We start from the raw sequence: 23,552 nt of genomic DNA, 5'->3' as shown, positions 1-23,552 counted from the left end.
GGGCTGCGGTGCGCCTGTGGCAACCATAGCGGAGAACCTGCTCCGCCGCGAAAAAATTGCGCAAAAAACGGAGCAAAAGCGAGAAAAGTTATCTGATCGTTACAAACAGGCGTGGTTAGTTCCGCAAGAGGGGTGTATTCTTCTGTTCGTCGGTGAAACGAACGAAAATTTTCACCACGGTTTCTGCCGCGGACGCGGTCATCAACGAACTTCTGACGAGGACGTCAGAAGGGGTCCGATGAGGGGCCCAGATCTGAGAGGAAGCATCATGAACAAGCTCGTCATCTCACGTCGTCAGGCCTGCGCCGGTTTCCTTGCTGCGGGCGTGGCCGCCACCCTCGCGGCCTGCGGCGGCTCGAAGCCGGGCGGTGCTGCTGGAAGCGGCGCGACGGCGTGGGTGCTCACCGGTGGCCCCGAGCAGACCTTCCGTGACTCCTTCGACCGCTGGAACAAGGCCCATTCTGACGCCCAGTTCTCCACCGAGTGGTTCGCCAACGACGCCTACAAGGAGAAGATCCGCACCGCCGTCGGCGCCGGCAACGCCCCGACCCTGCTGTACAACTGGGCGGGCGGCACGTTGGCTGACTACGTCGCCAACGACCAGGTCGTCGACATCACCAGCTCGACGGCGGACGCCCAGTCCCGCATCATTCCGGCCCTGCTGGAGGTCGGCAAGGTCGACGGCAAGGTCTACGCCCTGCCCAACAACAACACCCAGCCCGTCCTCTTCTACTACTCCAAGCCTGCCTTCGAGGAGGTCGGCGTCGAGGTGCCCACCACCTGGGACGAGCTCATGGCGCTCATCCCCAAGTTCAAGGACGCCGGTTACATCCCGATCGCTGAGGCGGGTTCCTCCCAGTGGCCTTACCTCATGTGGATCCAGTACCTCACTGATCGCATCGGCGGCCCGGAGGCCTTCAACAAGGTCGTCGCCGGTGAGTCTGGTGCCTGGTCCGACCCGGCCTTCACCGAGGCGCTGACCAAGATCCAGGAGATGGTCAAGGCTGGTGGCCTGGGCGACGCCTACGGCTCGGTGGACGCCGACTCCGGCGCAGACATCGCCCTCATCCACACGGGCAAGGCAGCCATGCTGCTGCAGGGCTCGTGGGTCTACGCCAACTTCCTCACCGACGCCCCCGACTTCATGGCGGACGGCAAGCTCGGCTACGCCACCTTCCCGGCTGTTGACGGTGGCAAGGGTGACGCCTCGAACATCACCGGTAACCCCGCCAACTACTGGTCCGTGTCCACCTCGGGCGACGAGACCGTGCAGAAGACCGCGACCGACTACCTCAACGAGGAGCTCTACTCCGAGGCCTACGTCAAGGCGCTGGTCGACGGTGGCACGATCCCGGCAGCCCTGGACGCTGAGGCAGTTATCGAGGCCTCGGACAACGCCGAGTACCTGTCCTTCGGCTACGAGCTGGTCAAGAACGCCGGCAACTTCCAGATGTCCTGGGACCAGGCGCTGCCCTCGGCTCAGGCTCAGGAGCTGCTGACCAACCTCTCGCAGATCTTCCTGCTGCAGATCACGCCGGAGGAGTTCGTGAAGAACATGAATGCGACCCTGGCATGAGCGAGTCCACCGCCCCTAAGAAGGGCAAGAAGCTGCGGACTGGGCCCAGCCCCTGGATCGCGGCGCCTGCTCTGGCCTTCTTCGGATTCTTCGCCCTTATTCCGCTGGTTGGTGTCTTCGTCCTGTCCTTCATGAGCTGGGACGGGCTGGGGAGCATCACCTTCGCCGGTGTGGACAACTGGAAGGCGATGCTGGGCAACGGAGTCACCCAGCACGCGATCCTCCTGACGCTGGGCATGACCATCCTGTGCTGGGTGATCCAGACGCCGATCAGCCTCCTGCTGGGTGTCTTTATGGCCGGCCAGCAGAAGTACCGTGCCGTGCTCTCGGTGCTCTACTTCCTGCCGCTGCTCTTCTCGGCAACGGCCGTGGGTATCGCCTTCAACGCCCTGCTCGACCCGAACTTCGGGATGTCGCGAGCCTTTGGCCTGGACTTCCTCTCGCAGGACTTCCTGGGCAACCCCACGCTCGCCTTCTACACGATCATGTTCGTGATCGCCTGGTGCTTCGTCCCCTTCCACTCGCTGCTCTACCAGGGTGCCGCTCGGCAGATTCCCAAGAGCGTGATGGAAGCGGCGATGATCGACGGCGCAGGACGCTGGCAGACCTTCTGGCACATCACGCTGCCCCAGCTGCGCAACACGATCGTCACCTCCTCGACCCTCATGATCGTGGGATCGCTGACCTACTTCGACCTCATCTTCGTGATGACGGCTGGTGGCCCCGGAAACGCCACCAGGGTGCTTCCGCTGGACATGTACCTCACTGGTTTCCGTTCCTACAACATGGGTGGTGCCGCCGTGATCGGTGTGCTTCTCGTGGTCGTGGGGCTGACGATCTCTTACCTGCTCAACAAGCTGTCGGGTAGCTCAAAGATGGAGTCGACGATGGAAGGGGCTGTCTGATGTTCAAGCGTCAAGGAGGGCAGCGCCCCAACATCGTGGGCGGGCTGTTCGGCTGGCTGTGGCTGGCGGTCGCCATCGTCCCCATCTACTACATCGTCGTCACCTCGCTGCGCTCGCAGGCCGACTACTACGTCGAGAACCCACTGTCGCTGCCGAGCAACCCGACGCTGCGCGCCTACGTCTCGGTGTTCCAGAACGACTTCGCCACCTACTTCATCAACTCCGTGCTGGTGACGCTGGCAACGGTGGCGATCGTCCTGATCATCTCCTTCATGGCCTCCTACGTCATTGTCCGAAGCCGCACCCGCTTCTCTGACAGGATCTTCTCGCTGTTCCTGCTTGGGATCGCTATCCCGATCCAGGCCACGATCGTCCCGGTCTACTACCTCATCGTGCAGCTCGGGCTGTATGACACCCTGTGGGCCCTCATCCTGCCCTCGATCGCCTTCGCGATCCCGATCTCGGTGCTCATCCTGACGAACTTCCTACGTGACGTTCCCAAGGAGCTGTTCGAGTCGATGCGGGTCGACGGCGCCACTGACTGGCAGATGCTCTGGCGCCTGGCGGCGCCCCTGTCGAAGCCGGCTCTGGTGACCGTTGGTATCTACGACGCCCTCAACGTGTGGAACGGTTTCCTGTTCCCACTCATCTTGACCCAGAGCGCGGACAAGCGCGTGCTGCCGCTGTCCCTGTGGAACTTCCAGGGCTCCTTCAGCTCGGACACGCCCGCGATCCTGGCTGCCGTTGTCCTGTCCGCACTGCCGCTCATCATCGCCTACGCCGTCGGGCGCCGGCAGATGGTGGCCGGTCTGACGGCCGGCGTCGGCAAGTAGATGCTGCCGCAGTGGGGCGGGGCTGTGCTCCGCAGCGTGGCCCCGCCCCCAACCTTAACGACCCGGTGCGCCCCGCGTGGCGGCCGGTCACCGAACCCCACGTCCGTCTTCGCATTCATCACGAAAGAGACAACGATGTCCCCTGTTCTCCATGTCTCGCCTTCTGGCTCCGACGCCGCTGACGGCTCGGCCGAGGCTCCGTTCCGCACGATCAACCGGGCCGTGGCTGCGGCCTACCCGGGTGACACCGTCCAGATTCACGAGGGTGTCTACCGCGAGTGGGTCAAGCCCACGCGCACCGGCCGCAGTGACGACCGCCGGATCACCTTCGAGGCCGCTCCTGGCGAGCACGCCGTCATCAAGGGCTCCGAGCAGGTGACTGACTGGGTGCAGGAGGGCGGCTCGGACTCCACGGTGTGGAAGGCCGAGGTTCCCAACACCCTGTTCGGCGAGTTCAACCCCTTCGCGATCGAGGTCGAGGGCGACTGGACCGTCTACGCCTCGCGAACCGCTCCGCGCAAGCACCTGGGCGAGGTCTACCTCAACGGCAAGAGCTTCTACGAGGTCACCAGCCGTGAGGAGGTGGATACCGCCGAACGCCGCACCGAGGACTACGACCGCTGGACCGGCGTGGCCGAGCCGGTGCGCGAGCCTGACCAGACTCCCTACGTCTGGTTCGCTGAGGTGGCAGATGAGACGACGACGATCTGGGCGAACTTCCGGGGCGCGGACCCGCGCAAGGAGCTCGTGGAGATCAACGTGCGCCGCAGCGTCTTCTACCCCACGGTCCACCACGTCAACTACATCACCGTGCGTGGCCTGGAGCTGGCCCAGGCGGCCACCCCGTGGGCTCCTCCGACGGCGGACCAGCCGGGTCTGATCGGCCCGAACTGGGCCAAGGGCTGGGTCATTGAGGACTGCGACATCCACGACGCCAAGTGCTCGGCGGTCTCGCTGGGCAAGGAGAACTCCTCCGGGCACAACTGGGCCACGGAGCGTCTGGACAAGCCCGGCTACCAGTACCAGCTCGAGGCCGTCTACTCCGCCTTCCACATCGGGTGGTCGAAGGACCTCATCGGCTCGCACGTGGTGCGTCGCAACCACATTCACGACTGTGGCCAGAACGCCGTGGTGGGGCACCTGGGGTGCGTGTTCTCCACGATCGAGGACAACCACATCCACCACATCGCGACCAAGCACGAGTTCTACGGCTACGAGATCGCGGGTATCAAGCTGCACGCGGCCCTGGACACGGTGATCCGGCACAACCTCATTGAGGAGTGCACGCTGGGTATCTGGCTGGACTGGGAGGCGCAGGGCACGCGCGTGACCCGCAACGTCTTCAAGGACAACGCCCGCGACCTGTTCATCGAGGTCAGCCACGGCCCCTACGTGGTGGACCACAACGTCTTCTCCTCGGACGTGTCCCTGGAGGGACACTCCCAGGGTGGCGCCTACGTTAACAACCTCGTGCTCGGTGTGGTTGCCAACCAGCCGATCATCGAGCGCCCGACGCCCTACCACCTGCCGCACTCCACCCAGCCGGCCGGTTACGCCGCCATCCGTGGTGGGGATGACCGCTACATCGGCAACCTGTTCCTCGCCACGGTGGGGGAGGAGTCCTTCGTCAACCCGCCCTCGCACCGCAAGATCTCTAACGGCACCGCGCTGTTCGACGGCCACCCGGCCGGAGTCGAGGCCTACCTGGAGCTCGTCAACGACCCCTCCAAGGGTGACCACGAGCGTTTCGAGGGAGCGCCCCTGCCGGTCTTCATCCGGGACAACGCCTACGGCAACGACGCTCCTGCCTACGAGTCCGAGGAGCGCCCGGTTCACATCGGTCAGGCCAGCGCTCACCTGGAGACCGAGGGCGAGGCGGTCTACCTCGTTGCCGAGCTGCCTGAGGCCATCGCCTCCACCTCGGTCAAGACTGTTACGGGCAGTGAGCTGGGGCGGGCCTGGTACCCGGACCAGACCTTTGAGAACCCGGATGGTAGCGCGTTGTTTGCGGACGTGGACCTGGTGGGTGAGGTCAAGGACCACGAGTCCTCCTACCCGGCTGGTCCGCTCGTCTCGCTGAAGGCCGGTGCGAGCCGCGTGCGGGTGTGGTGATCGCACCGACCCCCAACGCCACGTCTGCTACCCCTTGAGGTCTTTCGCTGCCCCATAGCGCGCGCTATGGGGCAGCGAAAGACCTCAAGGGGTAGCGAGCGTCAGGAAGGGGTAGCGGCGAGCAGGTCTGCGAGCCAGGCCGCCTGCTCGCGCCACTGGTAGGCCTCGCCGCCCTCGTGACCGTTGTACGGGTAGACCCGGATCTCGGCCACGGGACGGGGCGAGGTGACCGTGCCAGGCGCGGCGACGGCGTCGGCGAGCTCGCCCCACTTGTTGCGGGCGGCAAAGACGGTTGACGGCGGGCAGGTGGTGTCCATGAGGCCGGTGGAGAACAGAGCGGGGGCCTGTGCCCGGCGCGCCAGTGCGGCACCGTCGAAGTAGGACAGGGTTCGCATGACCTGCTCGGCCTCGTCGCGGTGAGTGTGCAGGAGGCGCACGACCTCCGGGTAGGGGCCGGCGTCGGTCAGGCCGACCGCTCGCTGCAGGTGACACATGAAGGGGACGTCAGGCATGGCGGCGATGACACGGTGGTTGAGCGCCGCAGCTGCGATCGTCATGCCGCCGCCCTGGGAGACGCCGGTGACGGTGATCCTGCTGGCGTCGACCTGGGGGAGCGTCGCGGCTGCCTCGACGGCGTGGTGCGCGTCAGTGAACAGGCGGTGCCACAGGTAGCCCTCGGGGTCCTGGATGCCTCGGGTGACGAAGCCGGGGACCATGGGGCCGTTGCCATGGGGGTCGGGCGTCTGGCCGCCTGAGCCCCAGTGGCCTCCCTCGCCGCGCGTGTCCATGACCAGGTGGGCGTAGCCGGCGCTCGCCCAGCGCAGGTGCTCAAAGGAGAAGCCCCGGCCGCCGCCCATGCCGAGGAACTCGACGACGGCGGGCAAGGGACCCTGGGTATCGGCAGGCGTAATGAGCCAGGCCTTGATCGGATCATTTGCGTAGCCGCCAAAGGTGACGTCGTGGATGACGACGGTGCACAGCGCCGAGTCGACCGGCACCGCCGTCACGCTGGCGGGGTCGAACGCGTTGTCTGCCAGGGTGGTGGCCCAGAAGTCGTCAAGGTCTGTCGGCTCTGAGATGGCGGGGGAGTAGGACTCCAGCTCCTGCAGTGGCAGGTCAAAGAAGGCCATGGTGGAAGGGTTCCAATCGGGGTGGATCCAGTCCGGCTTGGCAGGGGTCGCCGAACGGAGCGGCACGGGACGTCAGTGTCGCCGGCAGGAGCCTACGGCCGTCGGGGTAGGGAGGCCTCGAAGGCGCGAAGGAGAACTTGACCGAGCGAAAGTGAACGTTCACAATTGGAGTGTCCGGCATCGGTCGGACCCGCCGCAGCGCTTTGCGGAGCCCAGCGATGTGCCCGCCTCGCCTCTGCGACGCAACGCCTTCCCGGCGCGAGCCGGACCACACCACGATCAGTCACCAGGAGCGAGACGCGATGGCTACAGCACTGCCCAACCCCTTTGACGGCAAGGAGATCTGGTTCCTGACCGGTTCTCAGGACCTGTACGGCGAGGCGACCCTCGCCCAGGTCGCCGACCAGTCCCAGCAGGTGGCCCGATGGCTCGACGAGGCCGAGTCGATTCCGGTCAAGATCGTGTGGAAGCCGGTCCTGAAGGACCGCGACTCCATCCGCACGGCCATGCTGGAGGCCAACGCGGACGAGTCCTGCATCGGCATCATCGCCTGGATGCACACCTTCTCGCCCGCCAAGATGTGGATCCTCGGTATCGACGCCCTGGCCAAGCCGCTCCTGCAGCTGCACACCCAGTACTCCGCCGCCATGCCGTGGGACACCATCGACATGGACTACATGAACCTCAACCAGGCCGCCCACGGAGACCGCGAGTTCGGCTACATCCTCTCGCGCCTGGGTCAGCCGAGGAAGGTCGTCGTCGGCCACGCCACCCAGCCCGCCACCCAGGCCAAGATCGGCACCTGGGTCCGCGCGGCCGCCGGCTGGGACGCCCTGCACCACACCCGCCTGGTGCGTTTCGGGGACAACATGCGCAACGTCGCCGTCACCGAGGGTGACAAGACCGAGGCGGAGCTGCGCCTGGGCGTCTCGGTCAACACCTGGGGCGTCAATGATCTGGTCGCCGTCGTCGACGCCGTCAGCGAGGCCGAGGTTGACGAGCTGATCGCCGAGTACCAGGAGGCCTACGAGATCGTCCCCGAGCTCCTGCCCGGCGGCGAGCGTCACGAGTCCCTGCGCTACGGTGCCTGTATCGAGGCTGGCATGCGTCGCTTCCTCCAGGAGCACGGCGCGGCCGCCTTCACCACGAACTTCGAGGACCTCGGCGGTCTGCGCCAGCTGCCGGGCCTGGCCGTCCAGCGCCTCATGGCTGCCGGCTACGGCTTCGGAGCGGAGGGTGACTGGAAGACAGCCATCCTCGTGCGCGCGGCCAAGGTCATGGGTTACGGCCTGCCCGGTGGCGCCTCCCTCATGGAGGACTACTGCTACGAGATGCGTGAGGGCAAGGAGAAGATCCTGGGCGCTCACATGCTCGAGGTCTGCCCGTCGCTGACCGAGTCCAAGCCCCGCCTTGAGATCCACCCGCTGGGCATCGGCGACCGTGAGGACCCGGTGCGCCTGGTCTTCGACGCCGACCGCGGTCCGGGCATCGTCGTCGCCATGTCTGACATGCGCGAGCGTTTCCGCCTGACTGCCAACGTCGTGGAGGTCGTCGGCCCCGACGAGCCGCTGCCCAAGCTTCCCGTGGCGCGCGCTGTGTGGGAGCCGGCTCCTGACTTCCACACCTCCACCGAGTGCTGGATGATGTCCGGTGCGGCTCACCACACGGTCATGTCCACCGCCACCACGCTGGAGACCTGGCAGGACCTGGCCGAGATCGCGCAGATGGAGCTGGCCGTCATTGATGAGTCGACGACGACGCGCAGCTTCACCCAGAACCTGCGCCTCAACCAGGTCTACTACCGCCTGAACCAGGCCTGAGCCGAGCGCGCTCCTCCCCGCGACCGCAAAAGCCACGACCGACCACCGTACTGACGCAAGTGCGGTGGTCGGTCGTGGCTTTCGCGGTCAGTCCATGGCGGCGACTGGGCTAGCCGACTGCGCTACTCGGTCGGGTGCGTGCCCACCACGATGTCTCGGATCCGCTCGGCTGGGATCTTCGGGCGTCGCTGGGCGTCTGCCAGGCCGTTGGCCTCCTGCATCGTGTCCGTGATCTGGGTGTAGCAGAAGCCGCAGAGCACCGGCGAGGCGTGCAGCGCCTCGAAGACCTCAGCCAGCCGCGCCTCAAAGTCCTCGGGGTCGGAGGCCGTTGTGTAGCCCCAGGAGGTAGCGCCGTCGTCCGTGACGTAGCGGATGCCGCCGAACTCGCTGACCATGACCGGCGCCTGCTCGGGCGCTGCGTGCCCCGAGGCCATCGTCTTGCGGCCGGAGGGGCCGAAGCCGTCGAGGACCTGGTCCAGGGCCTCGGCGCTGGCGTAGCGCTCGCGCACGGACACGTTGTTCGGGTCGTAGTCGTGGATCGTGATGATGTCCGAGCTCGTGTGCTCCCACCCGTCGTTGGAGATCACCGGGCGCGAGGGGTCCAGTGCGCGGGTGAGGTCACTGATCGCGCGAGAGAAGGCCTGCTGGTCCGCCCGGTTGCCGATGTGCTGGACGCCCCAGGACTCGTTGATCGGCACCCAGGTGACGATGCACGGGTGGGCCCGGTCGCGGCGCACCGCCGCGCTCCACTCGGCCACCAGACGCGGCAAGGACTGGATCGTGAACTCGTACGGCGCGGCGATCTCTCCCCAGATGAGCAGCCCCAGGCGGTCGGCCCAGTACAGGAAGCGAGGGTCCTCCACCTTCTGGTGGATACGGGCGGCGTTAAAGCCCAGCTCCTTGATCAGCGCCACCTCGTCCCGCAGCGCCTGGTCGCTGGGGGCAGCCAGGTGGGAGTCCGGCCAGAAACCCTGCTCCAGGACGCTGCGCACGTAGTAGGGACGGTCGTTGAGCAGGAAGCGGTCCTTCTCCACCCCCACACTGCGCAGGCCCAGGTAGCTCTCGATACGGTCGGCACTGGCCGGGCCTGCCGGCTCCAGCGTGACGATCGCGTCGATCAGCCTGGGGTGCTCGGGCGACCACAGCAGCTCCTCGTAGTGCTGGCCGTGGACCATCTCGCGCAGATCCACCGTGAGCCGGGCGGTGCTTGTAGCGGGAAGCCGGGTGCTGGCAGCCGCGAGCGGGCGTCCGTCCAGGCTCAGCTCGGCACGCAGAGTCGTGCCTGCTGGCGCCATGGCGCTCAGCGAGACCTCCAAGGTGACTGCGTCGCAGGCCCTCGATGGCGTCCAGGCGATCTCAGTGAGGTGAAGGGCGGGTACGGCCTCCAGCCAAACGGTCTGCCAGATACCGGTGGTGCGTGAGTACCAGATGCCGTGAGGCTCCTCCTGCCACTCCTGCTTGCCGCGCGGCTGGCCCACGTCCAGCGGCTCGTCCTCAGCGCGCACGACGACCAGCGCCTCACCCTGGGCGGGCAGGGCGTGCGTGACGTCGAGGGTGAAGGGGACGTGCCCGCCCTCATGGTCGCCCACGTGCTGACCCTGGACCCACACGCTGGCGCGGTAGTCTACGGCGCCGAAGTGCAGGAGCACACGCCCGGCCTCCCCCGCCTGCTCCCTCAGGCCAGCCAGCTCATGCGCCCCCAGGGTGCGCGAGTACCACACCACCGGGTGGTAAGACGTGTCCCCGATGCCGGACAGGGCACTCTCGGGAGGGAAGGGGACCGTGATCGTGCGGTCCGTGACCCCGGTGGCAGGAAAGCCCTGGCGCACCCCGGTGCGGGCGTCGTCGTAGGCGAAACCCCAGGGGCCGTTGAGGGAGAGCCACGAGGTACGGCGCAGCTGGGGGAAGGGGTGGCCCAGCGTGGGGTCCTCGTGAAGGGTGGTGGCAGTCATGAGTGTCCTCTCGGAGTAACGGAACAGGGCCTCAGCCTCGAGGCTCTGCGGCTGGATAGGACCCCGGCAACGAGCTGCGGTCCTCGCGGTCGGGAAGGCTGGAGAGCGAGGAGACCGCGGAGGACTCGCGGATCGCGAGGAGCGGTGCAACCTCAACAGTTTCAGGCTGGATTGAAGGACTCTTGAGCATCTCGGTGACGACTCTGACGAGCTCACCGGCCAGGGCTTGGGCCCCGCAGGACACGCTCGTGATCCCAGGGGAGGCGAAGGCGGCGGTCTCAGTGTCGCCCCGCCCAATGACGACGACGTCCTCGGGCAGACGAGCCCCTCGCCGCTGCAGCGTGGCTGCGGCTCCGGAGGCGACGGCGTCGTTGTGGCAGACGATCGCCTCCACGCGCGGCCCTTGATGAAGCAGCCTCGTGACAGCCTCAACGCCCCCGCGCACGCTATCGGGCTCGGTCAGACGAATCACGGCCTCCGGGGGGACGTCGATCCCTGCCGCACGCAGGCCCCGGGCGCAGGTCTCGGTCCATCGGTCGGCTGGCTCGCTGACGCCCAGCACCGCCGCGCGGGTGCATCCAAGCTGCTGGAGGTGCCCGGCGACCATCACGGTCTGGGCTGCCGCTGGGCAGCTGATGCGGGACAGGTGGGCCGGCCCGTCCTCGGCCACGAGGACGACTCCCTCAGCCTGCTCGGCCTGCGTGGCCGGGTCGATGGCGCGAGGCAGCAGGATGAGTGCGTCGCACTGACGCCGCCACGATCCCGCTAGCAGTGCTAGCTCCCGCTCCCGCTCCCCACCGGTCAGCTCCAGGACGACCCTCATATCGCCAGCCGTGCACATGAGCTGGGAGGCGAGGTCCGCGAAGATCGGCTGCTGCAAGGTGGGAATGGCCAGGGCGACGGCGCCGTGACGGCCCGAGCGCAGAGCGGCCGCGCCGGAGTTGACCCGGTAGCCCAGCCGCGTGGCGGTCTCGAGCACGCGTTGGCGGGTGCTCTGTGAAGCGCCACCGGCACCGCGCAGCACGTTGGAGACCGTCTTGGTGGAGACTCCGGCGGCCTGCGCGACCTCGTGCATCGTTACGCGTGTGCCCATAGGCCTCGACCTCCAATCGTGGAGTCGCGGGGCAGGAGCGTGACGTCCTCCACCATGGTGCGTGGGGGAAGCGCGGGATCGGCGAGGCGCTGGAGCAGAAGGTCGACGGCGTCGTCGGCATAGGAGCTCAGGCGCGGGGACACGGTGGTCAAGGAGGGGACGGAGAAGCGGGAGATCTCCAGGTTGTCGAAGCCAGTCACGGCGACCTCGTCCGGGACATGGACGCCCTGACGGTTGAGCTCGTGCAAGGCTCCGAGCGCCAGGCCGTCGTTGAACGCCAGGACAGCGTCGAAGCGGCGTCCCTGGTCAAGGAGATAGCGCACCGCTGCCGCTCCCTCGGGACGGCGCCACTCGTCTGAGGCGACGAGGAGACTCGGGTCAGGCTCCAGGCCCAGCTCGGCGGCTGCGCGGCGAAAGGCTTCGGAGCGTGCGCGGGCGGCACCGTGGCTGGGCGTGCCGGCCTCGGGCATACCGATCACGGCGATGCGCTCGCGGCCGAGTGCCAGCAGGTGGGCCAGGGCCAGTCGTACTCCGAGGTCGTTGCCCATGGTGACGCGGTCGACGTCGTCATGCTTGTTCTCTCCCAGGATGACGATCGGGCGCCGTCTAGCCTCAGTGCTCAGACGCTGTGGTCCCAGACCCTGCCAGTAGAGGATGACGCCGTCGAGCTCCACGTGGCGGTTGAGGAAGTCCTCCTCGGCCTCACCATGCTGTCCGGTCACGCCGAGGACCACGGACAGGTGGTGGCGGGCGGCGGTGGTGGCGATGCGGTCGGCGAGCTCAGCGAAGAAGGGCTGGCCCAGTTCCGGGACCGCCAGGCCGATCACCCCCGAGCGCCCGGTGCGGAGGTAGGTGGCGGCACGATCGGGGGAGTAGTCCAGGCGGGCCACCGCCTCCAGGACCTTGCGGCGAGTGGATTCGGAGACTCCAGGTTCATCGTTGACCACGCGCGAGACGGTCTTCGCTGACACGCCAGCGAGGGCGGCAACGTCGAGAATCTTGGAGGTCATGGCAGCAGTGTACTCACATGCATCGTGAATTGTGGGCGATGACATGTTCAACGATGTCATATGGGGTACATCCAGTGATTCGCTGATATTCCTTTCGAAATATCGAACTTTGGGGTCTCGTCTGGGCAAATCTGTTGACAACGATGAAGTGTTGCGAGAACCTTGCCCTGCCGCCAGGTGCAGGAGTCGTTCGCGCGCCGCTGGCGAGCTTGACGAACCCGGAGCTGAAGGAGGCCCTGATGGCTAAGGCACGTATTGCTGTTGACGCCTACCGCCCTATCGGACAGATCGACCGCCGCATGTACGGCGTCCTCGTGGAGCACATGGGTCGGTGTGTCTACACCGGCATCTTCGAGCCGGACCACCCCACCGCTGACGAGCACGGCCTGCGTCAGGACGTCATGGGGCTCGTGCGCGAGCTCGGCATCACGGTGGCCCGGTACCCCGGCGGCAACTTCGTGTCCAACTACCGCTGGGAGGATGGCATCGGCCCGGTGGCCGAGCGTCCCACCCGCCGCGAGCTGGCCTGGCACTCCACCGAGCCCAACTCCTTCGGGCTGGACGAGTTCATGGAGTGGTGCCGTCAGGCAGAGGTTGAGCCGATGATGGCGATCAACCTCGGCACCCGTGGCGAGGAGGACGCCGTCAATATCCTCGACTACACCAACGGTGAGCTTGGTACCCAGTACTCGGACATGCGCCGGGACAACGGCCACGCCGAGCCCTACAACGTGCGCATGTGGTGCCTGGGCAACGAGATGGACGGCCCCTGGCAGGTCGGCCACAAGAACGCCGAGGACTACGCCTACCTTGCTGGTTCCACCGCCCGCGCCATGAAGATGATGGACCAGGACCTGGAGCTCGTGGCCTGCGGCTCCTCGGCCTGGGAGATGCCCACCTTCGGCGACTGGGAGCGCACCATCCTCGACCTCAACTACGACGAGGTCGACTACATCTCCATGCACCGCTACGTCGACCCCGACGTCCAGGACCGCGCCAGCTTCCTGGCTGCCGGTTATGACATGGACCGCTTCATCGACGGCGTCATCGCCACCGCGGACGCCGTGGGTGCCAAGAAGCGCTCGGACAAGAAGATCAAGATCAGCGTCGACGAGTGGAACGTGTGGCGCCTGGCGGAGTGGAACTCCATGGAGCACGGCTTCGCCACCGATGACTGGCCCTTCGCCCCCAAGCGCATTGAGGACGTCTACACCGGTGCTGACGCCCTGGCTCTGGGCGGCATGCTCATCTCCCTGCTGCGCCACGCCGACCGCGTCAAGGCGGCGTGCATCGCCCAGCTCGTCAACGTCATCGCCCCGATTATGACGGAGAAGGGCGGACGGGCCTGGCGCCAGACCACCTTCTACCCCTTCTCCATCGGCTCGCGGATCGCTCGCGGCACGGCCTATGACGCCGTCGTCGAGACCGCCCGCACCAGCACCGAGCGCTACGGCGAGGTCGACCAGCTCGACGCCGTCGTCACCTGGGACAAGGAGACCGGTACCGGCTCCCTGCTGGCCCTCAACCGCTCGCTGACTGAGCCGGTGGACCTCAGCGCCGCCCTCGCCAGCCTGGGCGTCAGCCGCGTCGTTAAGGCTCAGATCCTGGCACCTGAGGACCTGGACGCCGTCAACACGGCGGACAACCCTGACGCCGTCGCTCCCGTGCCCCACGCCGTGGAGCTGTCCGACGGCGTGCTCACCACCACGCTGCCTCCTGCCAGCTGGCTCGCAGTCGAGCTGGCCTGAGCGCCCGCTGCCTGGGGTCGTCAGCCGGTTGGCGGCCCCAGGCAGCGTCCCCACCCCCGACGAGCACCGGCCAGTCGCGCGCAAGAACGCTGCGCGACACACATCCTTATCAGCACTCATTGACGAGGAGGTCAATGATGAGTCAGCTCTGGGTCCCCGGCCGGGGAATGCCGAGCCGGCGCAGCTTCCTGACCGCTGCCATGCTCGGCGGCGCCGCTGTCGCGGGAGGAGGGCTGCTGTCGGGCTGCTCCAACGCCTCGGCGCAGGACCGTACCAAGGTCCAGTTGTGGCACCTGTTCACAGGAGGTGACGGTGGCGTCTTCCAGGAGATGATGAACACCGTCGGTTCCCAGAACCCTGGGATCGAGATTGATCCGGTGGTACTGACCTGGGGAGGCCCCTACTACACCAAGCTCGCGATGTCCTCGGTGGGTGGGCGCTCGCCAGACCTCGCCGTCATGCACGCAACGCGTGTGGTGGGCTACGCCCCCGGCGGTCTGCTTGACACCTGGGATCTGGACCGGCTCGCCGAGCACGGCATCACCCGGGACATGTTCTCCGACGCCTTGTGGGACAAGTGCTTCGTCAACGACAAGCAGTTCGCCGTTCCCCTGGACTTCCACGCCTTCCTCATGTTCTACAACACCGAGCTGTGCGAGCAGGCTGGGTTGCTGGACGCCAGCGGCAAGCCCAGTGGGCTGGACTCGCCCGAGGCCTTCTTGGAGGCCGGGCGCGCACTGGCGGCAGTCACCGGTGGGCAGGGCATCTCCTACGGCTACACCGGCGACGGCGCTCAGGTGTGCCGCATGTGGTGGGGCCTGTACTACCAGACCGGGGCGACGGCGACTCTCACCCCGGGTAAGAAGGCTGACCTGGACCGTGAGGCGGCTGTGGAGGTCACTCAGTTCATCGCTGACATGCTCGATGGTCAGATCGCCGATCCGGATATGGACTACGGCGGTGCCATCGCCTCCTTCTCGACGGGACGTACCGGAATCACCTTCATGGGTAACTGGGAGCTTCCCTCCTTCAAGAAGGCCGAGATCCCCTTTGACGTCATGACGATGCCGACCATCTTCGGCACGCCGGCGACCTTTGGCGACTGCCACACCTTCGTGCTGCCGCACCAGGACAAGGTGGATGAGACGCGCCGAGACGCCGCGTACGAGGTGGTTGCCGGGATGCTTAAGAACTCCCTTGACTGGGCTGGCGGTGGACACACTCCCGCCAACCTGGAGGTTACGGACTCGGCCGAGTACCAGGATCTGGTCCCGCAGTCTCACTACGCCAACGCCATGGACGAGGCGGTCTTCGAGCCGGCCTCCTGGTTCACCGGTTCCGGAGCTGACTTCCAGGCGCGCGTGGCTGAGGTCATGCAGTCGTGCTGGCTGTCCCACTCCCTGACGGCCGAGCAGGCCGTGGACGGTCTTATGGATCGCCTCGATGCCATGCTCGCCCAGAATCCGCCCGCCTGAGAGACGAGGAGCAACGCATCATGTCAGTCAGTACCTCCTCGCGCTCAGCGCGTCACGCTGAGGCTGCAAGGGCCTCTCAGTCCTCCGTCAAGCGGCTGGGCTCAGGCCTGCCTTTCCTCGTGCCCTTCCTCATCGTTGCGGCCCTCTTCCTTATCCTGCCGATCCTGTACGGGCTGTGGCTGTCCTTCACCGAGCAGTCCCTCATGGGTAACGGTGGATGGGTCGGCCTGGACAACTACGTCGAGGCCTTCGGGGACGCCACCATGTGGCAGACCCTGGGGCACACCGTGGCCTTCACCGTCATGAGCACCATCCCGCTGGTCCTCATCGCCTTGGTCATGGCCCTCCTGGTCTACATCGGTATCCCCGGCCAGTGGTTCTGGCGCCTGGCCTTCTTCGCTCCCTACCTGCTGCCGGTGGCCGTCGTGGTTCAGGTGTGGACCTGGCTGTTCAACTCTGACGTCGGTTTCATCAACTACTGGATCGAGCAGATGGGCCTGGACAAGGTCGGCTGGCTCACGGATGTCGACGTCGCCATGTGGTCCATGGTCATCCTCACCGTGTGGTGGACCGTGGGCTTCAACTTCCTGCTGTACCTGTCCAGTCTCCAGGCCATCCCGGACCTGCTCTACGAGGCCGCCGAGGTCGACGGCGCAGGATTCTGGCGCAAGCTGTGGTCGGTGACCCTGCCTCAGCTGCGCGGGACCACGGTGCTCGTGGCCACGCTGCAGGTGATCGCGTCGCTGAAGATCTTCGACCAGATGTTCATCGCCTTCAACGGCGGCTCCGGGCCTGAGGGCTCGACCCGCCCGATCCTCCAGTACATCTATGACACCGGCTTCACGAACTATCGGATGGGTTATGCCTCGGCGATGTCCTACATCTTCTTCGCCGTCGTCATCGTCATCACGGTGGTCTTCCAGATGGTGACCCGTTCGCGGAAGGGCAAGAACAATGAGCGCTGAGACGATCTCCACCTCCGCATCGACCCACCCCTGGCTCGCCCAGATGGCTCGCTCCCGGGCGGAGCGTCGGGCTGAGACACGTCGTACCCGAGGGCTCCTGCTCGGGCAGTCCAAGGTGGCCAGGGTGGTGGCCTTCGCCATCCTCGCCTTCCTGGCCGCCAGCTGGCTGCTGCCGCTGGCCTGGGCGATTGACACCTCGCTCAAGACCGAGAACCAGGCGCAGTCCCTGCCGCTGAGGTGGTTCCCCGAAGGCGGGTTCACCCTGGAGAACTACCGCGTGGTCTTCGAACGCGGTGAGGTCTTTACCTGGATGGGTAACACCTTCCTCATCGCGGCTGCGGTCACGGTGCTGACGGTCATCATCTGCGCCCTGGCCGGATATGCCTTCTCCCGGACGGTCTTCGCCGGTCGGCGAGTGCTGTTCCTGCTGACCATCGCGCTGATCATGGTGCCGGGCCAGATCCTCATCGTCCCCCTGTTCAAGGAGATGGACGCCCTCAACCTGGTGGACACCTTTGCTGGTGTCATCCTGCCCCAGACCATCGCTCCGATGATGGTCTACATCTTCAAGCAGTACTTTGACCAGGTGCCCCAGGAGGTCGAGGACGCTGCCCGGGTGGATGGTGCTGGCAACTGGCGCCTGTTCTGGAACGTCATCCTGCCGATTTCACGGCCCATCGTGACGGCGGTAGCGATCTTCGTGTTCATCGGAGCATGGAACAACTTCATGTGGCCCTTCATCGTCACCAACAACCCTGACCTCATGACCCTGCCGGTCGGGTTGTCCACGGTGAAGAACGCCTACGGCATCATCTATGCCCAGACCATGGCCTCGGCCATGATCGCGGCGCTGCCGCTGACCCTGTTGTTCATGGTCTTCCAGCGCCAGATCATCAAGGCTGTGGCAACCACGGGCTTGGGTGGCCAGTAGGCCCAGCCCATGAGGGCGGGGGCTCATGCCTGGTGCCGGTGCCTGCGGGCAGGCTCCGGCACCAGCCCATGAGCCCTCGCCCTCGTCGCGCAGACTAGGATCGTGAGCGTTCACGCGACGTCGCGAGACCCCATACCAACCCGGCGCCTGGCGCCATTCCACTGCTAGCGAGGAGCAGCATGATCAACGGAGAGCTCATCGACCTGGTTGCCGACCCCTACGAGGCTCGCATTGCTACCTCGGGCGCCACGCTCGTCCACCTACGCCGCGAGGGTCGAGACGTCGTCGTCCCCTTCGATGCCGAGCGGACTCTTCCTGCCGCGTGGCAGGGCAAGACTCTGGTGCCCTGGCCCAACCGCATCAAGGACTCCACCTACACCTACGCCGGCGCAGACTTCCTTGTCCCGTGCAACGAGCCTGACACCGGCTCGGCGCTGCACGGGCTCGTGGGGTGGTGTGACTTCCAGGTGGCCTCGGAGACTGGCGAGGATGACGCCGCTGGGCCGCGTAGCGAGGTCACGCTGGAGCTGACGCTCATGCCCTCCTACGTCTACCCCTGGGCCCTGGAGGTCACGGTCTGCTTCGCCCTGGACGCCGAGCGGGGCCTGACAGTCACCACGACGTCAACGAACCTTGGTGCCGCTGCCGCACCGGCGGCCAACGTGGCCGGAGCACCGGAGGTCGACGGCGTGCTCGCACCCGCCCCCTACGGCGTCTCCTGCCACCCCTACCTCACCCGTGGCGTCGCGCTGGATAAGTGCGTGCTGACGGTTCCGGCCGAGCGGGTCCTGGACGTGGAGCCGGACACGATGGCACCGGCCGGCGAGCGCGAGATCGCGGGAACCGACTGGGACTGGCGTGAGGGGCGTCTCGTGGGACAGACCTCCACGGACAATGCCTACACCGGCCTTCCTGACGGCCAGTGGCAGGTGCGCCTGACGGGCGGTGAGGGCGGACATACCGCCGTCATGAGTTCTGACGTGCCGTGGGTGCAGATCTATTCGGGCGAGCACCTGGGACGGTGTGGAGTCGCGGTCGAGCCCATGACCTGCCCGCCCAACGCCTTCAACTCGGGTACGGACCTGGTGACGCTGGAGGTGGGCCAGTCCCACGAGTTCACCTACCGCCTCTTCGAGGAGGACTGAGGCGGGCGCAGCCTCACTGAGACAGACCTGTTGCGGGCCACCGAGCTGCTTCGGCTCGGTGGCTCGCGGTCTGTCTACGCGGTACCGCCCGGGCTGGGCGGGGAAAGGCGCGAACACGTGCGGTGGTAAAGGGTGCTGCGCCATGAATAAGTGTTATCGTCATACTAACGGCGTTTCGGCAAGGAAGCGGAACGGCTGACATACGAGCTCCACAAGGAAGCGGAGAAGCACGATGACGGATGTGACGGTCGCGGTACTCGGACTGGGGGCCATGGGGCTGCCGATGGCCACGCACCTGGCTCAGGACTTTTCGGTCAAGGCCTTTGACCCCTTCCAAGCGCGTCGCGACCTGGCGCAGGAGGCCGGCGCACAGGCCTGCGTGAGCGCCGCGGAGGCCTCCAAGGACGTTGACGTGGCGGTCATCGCCGTTCGTTCCGCGCCCCAGGTTGAGGCGGTCCTCTTCGGAACGGATGGCGCCGCTAAGGCCCTGAAGCAGGGCAGTGTCGTCGTCGTGACCTCGACGGTCGGTGCCGAGTGCGTCCTGGACATGGAGACTCGGCTGGCTGCCCTCGGCGTCGGGCTGGTGGACGCCCCTGTGTCCGGCGGGGCGGTGCGAGCCGGCGACGGTGAGCTGCTCATCATGCTGGGAGGCAGTCAGGAGTCGCTCGCGGCGGCGCGTCCGGTGCTCCAGGCGCTGGGCTCTCACCTCGTGGACATGGGGGAGTGCGGCGCCGGTCAGAACATGAAGGCTGTCAACCAGCTCCTGTGCGGCATCCACACCGCCGCGGCCGCCGAGGCGCTGGCGATGGCCAAGACCTTAGGCCTGGACCCGATGCGCTGCATCGAGGTCATGGGTACCGGCGCCGCAGCCTCCTTCATGCTGGCTGACCGCGGTCCGCGCATGGTGGAGCAGATGGAGGGACGTACCCCTGAGCTGCGCTCGCGCCTGGACGTCATTCTCAAGGACATGGGCATCGTCGGAAGTCTTACCCGCGTGGCCCAGCTGCCAACGCCGGTGGCCAGCGCAGCGGAGAACCTCTACCGGGTGGCCAAGGCGGCCGGCCTGGAGGCGGAGGACGACTCCGCGCTCGCGGCCTACCTGCTGGGACAGGCTCGGGCCTGAGGGCGGGTGACGGTCCTGTCGGTGCCCGGATCGTGCCGTAGCCAGGGCAAGATAGGGCTATGACGGGAGCGAGACGATCTGGCGGCGGGCGTGGCACTCGTGAGCAGACGCCTGCCGGGACGACGTCGGCGTCTCACGGTCGTCGCCCCGGGATGATGGATGTGGCCCGGGCTGCGGGTGTCTCGCACCAGACGGTCTCTCGCGTTATCAACCGTCCTGACTCCGTCCGGCCGGAGACGCTGGCACGCGTGCAGGCCGCGATCAAGGAGCTGGGCTACCGGCCCAACCTCGCGGCGCGTGCGCTGGTGACTGACTCCACCCGGATGATCGGCGTGGTCACCACCGGTTCAGGGTTCCAAGGGCCGGCCTCCACCACCTCAGCCATCGAGGGGGCGGCCCGGGCCGCCGGGTACGCCTGCCTCGTTGCCTCTCTGCCAGAGGCGGACCGGGCCGGTCTGGAAGGGGTGCTGCGCTTCTTCGTCGCCCGGGGGGTTGACGCCGTCATTGCGGTGGCTTCCCAGCACTGGGCCGCAGACGCCCTACGCGAGATTGCGGCGGCGCTGCCCGTTGTCGTCGTTGCTGACGGCCTGGAGCCGACGGCGCGGATGCACGTGGTCTCAGTCGATCAGGACCTGGGTGCCCGGCTCGCCGTCGGCCACTTGCTGGAAACTGGCCGCGAGCAGGTGGTCCACCTGGCCGGGCCCCAGGACTGGTACGACGCCGAGGCGCGCGTGCGCGGATGGCGTGGGGCGCTGGAGGACGCAGGGCTGGCTGTGCCTGAGCTTCTGGTCGGTGACTGGAGCCCCGAGTGTGGCTACGCCCTGGGGCGGCGCCTGGCGGACGAGGGCCTCCCGCACGCCGTCTTCTGCGGCAACGACCTCATGGCGCTCGGACTGCTCGCGGCTCTGAGGGACGCGGGCGTCCAGGTGCCGGGGAGGGTTGCCGTAGTGGGATTTGATGACATCGAGGGCGCGGCGTTCCTGCGTCCGGCGCTGACCACTGTGCGCCAGCCTTTTGACGAGCTGGGCCGAGTCTGCCTGGAGGTGGCGCTCAGGGCTCTCGACGGCGAGGCTGGCTCCGCGCACTCGATCGCACCTCAGCTGCAGGTGCGTGCCTCGAGCGGGCGCTGAGGCAGCCGGTCGGGCTCAGCTGGTACGCGCCGTCGAGCGCGGCGGCGCCGTTGAGGCGCGCACGACCAGCGAGGTGGGGATGAGTTGGGTAGCGGTGTCGGACTCGTCAGTGGCGATCATCGTGGCCAGGCGCGTGATACAGGCACGTCCCATCTCGGTGAAGTCCTGGTGCACGGTTGTCAGAGGTGGAGTGACGTCACCGGCCAGGGGGATGTCATCGAAGCCGACGACGGACAGGTCTCCGGGCACGCTGCGCCCGGCGTCCTGGGCTGCGTGCATGAGCCCGATGGCCATCTCGTCGTTGGCACAGAAGACGGCTGTGCAACCTGGGTCCTCCAGGAGGCTCGCGGCCCCGCGGTAGCCGGACAGCGACGTCCAGTCTCCGTAGACCGCGGGCGGGACCTGGAGGTTGTGGCTGAGCAGGACCTGGTGCCAGGAGGCCTCGCGCTGGCGCGCGATGGAGGAGGTGAGCGGGCCGGCGAGGTGGTGCACAGTGGCGTGGCCGAGCTCGATCAGGTGCTCGACCCCCAGCCGGGCTCCTTCGGTCTGGTTCGTGTCGATCCGAGCGTGGCCGGGCACGACGGTGGAGTCAAGGACCACCAGCGGCAGTGTGCGGGGAAGGCGGTAGGAGGGGCCGTCGTCGGGGATGGAGTCGATGACGAGGATGAGGCCGTCCACCGCCATCTCCTGCAGGCGCGTGAAAGCGCTGGAAACGGAGGCTGAGGTACGTGAGCGCTCGGTGACGAGAGTGACGGTGTACCCCAGCGCCGTGGCGGCGTCGGAGATCGCGGCGAGGGTGGCCACGTTCCCGGTCTTGGTCAGGTCGAACATGACCACACCGATGGAGCGGAAGCTGCCGCGCTTGAGCGCCCGGGCGGCGGCGTTGGGGCGGTAGCCCAGGGACCGCATCGCGCTGAGCACCCGCTCGCGCGTGGCTGGGGCCACGGCGCCGACCCCGTTGGTGACCCGGGACACTGTTTGCGTTGACACTCCAGCCCTCGCGGCGACGTCGGCCATGGATACCGCGCGGTTGCGGCGGCTGGTCATTGTGGAGCCTCCCTGGTGAGGATATGTCGCTTTTCGCGGAGATTCGGGGTTGGGGAGCGCTTTGTGGCGCTGTCTTCGGCTTGTTGCCGACGGGTGAAGAACGTCCGGTACTCATCGTAGAAGGTTGCTCGTGGCTGTGTGACGAGTTACATTGTGAGCGTAAACAGTCTTCCCGCAAAAGAGTGAGGAGGCTGCCACCACCCCACATCTCAAGGAGGAGATGGACATGTCTCGACTTCTGACCCGTCGTTCGGTCCTCGTTGGTTCGCTCGCCGTTGCCGGCGCCGCCACTCTTGCCGCCTGTGGCGGCGGCGACTCCGGATCCGGTGGAGGAAGCGGCTCCTCTGGCAGCACGCTCAAGGTTTGGGCCTGGGATCCGGCCTTCAACATCTACGCCATGCAGGAGGCGGAGAAGATCTACCAGAAGGACCACCCGGACTTTAAGCTCGAGATCACCGAGATGGCCTGGGATGACGTCCAGCAGAAGCTGACCACGCTGGCGCAGTCCCAGGACTTCGACCAGCTGCCTGACATCTTCCTCATGCAGAACATGGCCACGCAGAAGAACATCGAGGGCTACCCCGACATCTTCTCCGACTACGAGAAGTCAGGCATTGACTTCAGCGAGTTCCCCGAGTCCGTGGTCAACTACTCCCTCTACGAGGACGTTCACTACGGCCTGCCCTTCGACGCCGGCACCTCGATCGGCGCCTGGCGCACCGACTTCCTCGAGCAGGCCGGGTACACCATCGACGACCTGACGGACATCACCTGGTCGAAGTTCATTGAGATCGGTAAGGAGGTCAAGGCCAAGGCTGGCAAGCCCATGCTCTCCAGCACGGCCGGTGCCTCCGACTTCATCATGGAGATGATCCAGTCTGCCGGGTCCTCGATCTTCACTGACTCCGGTGAGGTCAACATCGCCAACAACGAGGTCCTGCTCAAGGCCACCGAGATCTACAAGCAGCTGGTGGACGAGGGCCTGGTCATCGAGGTCAACTCCTGGGACGAGTACGTGGCCTCCTTCACCAGCGAGCAGGTGGTGGGCACGATCAACGGCGTGTGGATCTCCGGCTCCATCCAGACCGCCACCGAGCAGTCCGGCAAGTGGGCCGTGACCAACCTGCCCGCGATCGACGGCGTGGACGGGGCGACCAACTACAGCGCCAACGGTGGCTCGTCCTGGATCATCTCCTCCAACGCCAACTACGACCTGGCCGCTGACTTCCTGAAGTCGACCTTCGCCGGCTCCACCGAGCTCTACGACACGATCCTGTCCTCCTCCGGCGCGATCGCGAACTGGATTCCGGCCGGTAAGTCCGCCGTCTACAACGAGCCGGTGGAGTTCTACGGCGGCCAGACCGTCTACGCCGACGTCGTCGACTTCGGCAAGAAGGTTCCCTCGATCAACACCGGGGTCTACTACTACGAGGGCCGTGACGCGATCTCTGCGGCAGTGACCCAGATCGTGGGCGGGGCTGACCCCGCCGAGGCCCTGAAGTCTGCTGAGGAGACCACCAAGTTCGCCATGGGGTGAGTGGCGCGCTTCAGGGGCGG

18 protein-coding genes are annotated in these 23,552 nt (G+C 66.6%); 13 read left to right on the top strand and 5 right to left on the bottom strand.

Annotation, left to right across the window (positions count from 1 at the left end; genetic code table 11):
• Nucleotides 1–268 precede the first annotated feature (268 nt).
• The 4 genes from CYJ26_RS06005 to CYJ26_RS05990 all read left to right on the top strand — a co-directional run bounded on the left by CYJ26_RS06005 (nt 269) and on the right by CYJ26_RS05990 (nt 5,426).
• On the top strand, nt 269–1,576 hold the full coding sequence (locus CYJ26_RS06005) for an extracellular solute-binding protein (protein ID WP_006548326.1): 1,308 nt from the start codon (nt 269–271) through the stop codon (nt 1,574–1,576).
• Complete coding sequence (locus CYJ26_RS06000; RefSeq protein WP_006548327.1) at nt 1,573–2,481, top strand: carbohydrate ABC transporter permease; 909 nt, start codon at nt 1,573–1,575, stop codon at nt 2,479–2,481. Before CYJ26_RS06005 ends, CYJ26_RS06000 begins: the two co-directional genes overlap by 4 nt.
• Entirely contained in the window at nt 2,481–3,314 is an 834-nt protein-coding gene (locus CYJ26_RS05995) for a carbohydrate ABC transporter permease (RefSeq protein WP_006548328.1), read from the top strand. Before CYJ26_RS06000 ends, CYJ26_RS05995 begins: the two co-directional genes overlap by 1 nt.
• A 135-nt stretch (nt 3,315–3,449) precedes the next feature.
• The gene (locus tag CYJ26_RS05990; protein ID WP_024036373.1) at nt 3,450–5,426 is read left to right on the top strand and encodes a right-handed parallel beta-helix repeat-containing protein; all 1,977 of its coding nucleotides are present in this window, start codon (nt 3,450–3,452) and stop codon (nt 5,424–5,426) included.
• A gap of 101 nt (nt 5,427–5,527) precedes the next feature.
• Here CYJ26_RS05990 and CYJ26_RS05985 read toward each other — a convergent pair whose 3' ends face one another.
• Nucleotides 5,528–6,622: an acetylxylan esterase gene (locus CYJ26_RS05985; protein WP_239668804.1), complete on the bottom strand. Its 1,095-nt coding sequence runs from the start codon at nt 6,620–6,622 to the stop codon at nt 5,528–5,530.
• Nucleotides 6,623–6,858: 236 nt separating this feature from the next.
• Between CYJ26_RS05985 and araA the strand changes: the two genes are divergently transcribed.
• Nucleotides 6,859–8,376 (top strand): L-arabinose isomerase, encoded by a 1,518-nt coding sequence (gene araA / locus CYJ26_RS05980; protein ID WP_180950862.1) that lies wholly within the window; start codon nt 6,859–6,861, stop codon nt 8,374–8,376.
• A gap of 122 nt (nt 8,377–8,498) precedes the next feature.
• Here the strand turns inward: araA and CYJ26_RS05975 are convergent, their stop codons facing one another.
• The 3 genes from CYJ26_RS05975 to CYJ26_RS05965 are packed head-to-tail and all read right to left on the bottom strand — an operon-like array spanning nt 8,499 to nt 12,431.
• Nucleotides 8,499–10,328 carry a glycoside hydrolase family 2 protein gene (locus CYJ26_RS05975; protein ID WP_006548332.1) on the bottom strand — a complete coding sequence of 610 codons (1,830 nt, stop codon included), beginning with the start codon at nt 10,326–10,328 and terminating at the stop codon, nt 8,499–8,501.
• Between the two features lie 31 nt (nt 10,329–10,359).
• Nucleotides 10,360–11,421 (bottom strand): LacI family DNA-binding transcriptional regulator, encoded by a 1,062-nt coding sequence (locus CYJ26_RS05970; protein ID WP_101638125.1) that lies wholly within the window; start codon nt 11,419–11,421, stop codon nt 10,360–10,362.
• Nucleotides 11,406–12,431 (bottom strand): LacI family DNA-binding transcriptional regulator, encoded by a 1,026-nt coding sequence (locus tag CYJ26_RS05965; protein WP_006548334.1) that lies wholly within the window; start codon nt 12,429–12,431, stop codon nt 11,406–11,408. Before CYJ26_RS05965 ends, CYJ26_RS05970 begins: the two co-directional genes overlap by 16 nt.
• Before the next feature lie 239 nt (nt 12,432–12,670).
• On the opposite strand from CYJ26_RS05965, the gene arfA reads away from it, so the two are divergent.
• From arfA to CYJ26_RS05930, 7 genes are all read left to right on the top strand, one after another.
• On the top strand, nt 12,671–14,179 hold the full coding sequence (arfA, locus tag CYJ26_RS05960; RefSeq protein ID WP_024036161.1) for an arabinosylfuranosidase ArfA: 1,509 nt from the start codon (nt 12,671–12,673) through the stop codon (nt 14,177–14,179).
• 137 nt (nt 14,180–14,316) lie between these two features.
• Nucleotides 14,317–15,654 carry an extracellular solute-binding protein gene (locus CYJ26_RS05955; protein WP_040319679.1) on the top strand — a complete coding sequence of 446 codons (1,338 nt, stop codon included), beginning with the start codon at nt 14,317–14,319 and terminating at the stop codon, nt 15,652–15,654.
• 20 nt (nt 15,655–15,674) lie between these two features.
• Nucleotides 15,675–16,619: a carbohydrate ABC transporter permease gene (locus CYJ26_RS05950; RefSeq protein ID WP_024034428.1), complete on the top strand. Its 945-nt coding sequence runs from the start codon at nt 15,675–15,677 to the stop codon at nt 16,617–16,619.
• Entirely contained in the window at nt 16,609–17,550 is a 942-nt protein-coding gene (locus tag CYJ26_RS05945) for a carbohydrate ABC transporter permease (protein ID WP_006548338.1), read from the top strand. The genes CYJ26_RS05950 and CYJ26_RS05945 overlap by 11 nt, the downstream gene beginning before the upstream one ends.
• 179 nt (nt 17,551–17,729) lie before the next feature.
• The gene (locus CYJ26_RS05940; protein WP_006548339.1) at nt 17,730–18,695 is read left to right on the top strand and encodes an aldose 1-epimerase family protein; all 966 of its coding nucleotides are present in this window, start codon (nt 17,730–17,732) and stop codon (nt 18,693–18,695) included.
• Between the two features lie 232 nt (nt 18,696–18,927).
• Entirely contained in the window at nt 18,928–19,818 is an 891-nt protein-coding gene (locus CYJ26_RS05935) for an NAD(P)-dependent oxidoreductase (RefSeq protein WP_006548340.1), read from the top strand.
• Between the two features lie 59 nt (nt 19,819–19,877).
• Nucleotides 19,878–20,948 carry a LacI family DNA-binding transcriptional regulator gene (locus tag CYJ26_RS05930; RefSeq protein ID WP_081449147.1) on the top strand — a complete coding sequence of 357 codons (1,071 nt, stop codon included), beginning with the start codon at nt 19,878–19,880 and terminating at the stop codon, nt 20,946–20,948.
• A 15-nt stretch (nt 20,949–20,963) separates the two neighbouring features.
• Here CYJ26_RS05930 and CYJ26_RS05925 read toward each other — a convergent pair whose 3' ends face one another.
• A complete protein-coding gene (locus tag CYJ26_RS05925; RefSeq protein ID WP_101638124.1) occupies nt 20,964–21,995 on the bottom strand; it encodes a LacI family DNA-binding transcriptional regulator in 1,032 nt (343 codons plus the stop codon).
• A 226-nt stretch (nt 21,996–22,221) separates the two neighbouring features.
• Here CYJ26_RS05925 and CYJ26_RS05920 point away from each other — a divergent pair, with 226 nt between their 5' ends.
• Nucleotides 22,222–23,532: an ABC transporter substrate-binding protein gene (locus CYJ26_RS05920; RefSeq protein ID WP_034235232.1), complete on the top strand. Its 1,311-nt coding sequence runs from the start codon at nt 22,222–22,224 to the stop codon at nt 23,530–23,532.
• Nucleotides 23,533–23,552 lie beyond the last annotated feature (20 nt).

The sequence above is a fragment of the Actinomyces urogenitalis genome, from assembly GCF_002861525.1.
GTDB lineage: Bacteria > Actinomycetota > Actinomycetes > Actinomycetales > Actinomycetaceae > Actinomyces > Actinomyces urogenitalis.
The sequence above is the reverse complement of the archived record's forward strand: the minus strand, read 5'-3'. Positions and strand labels throughout refer to the sequence as shown.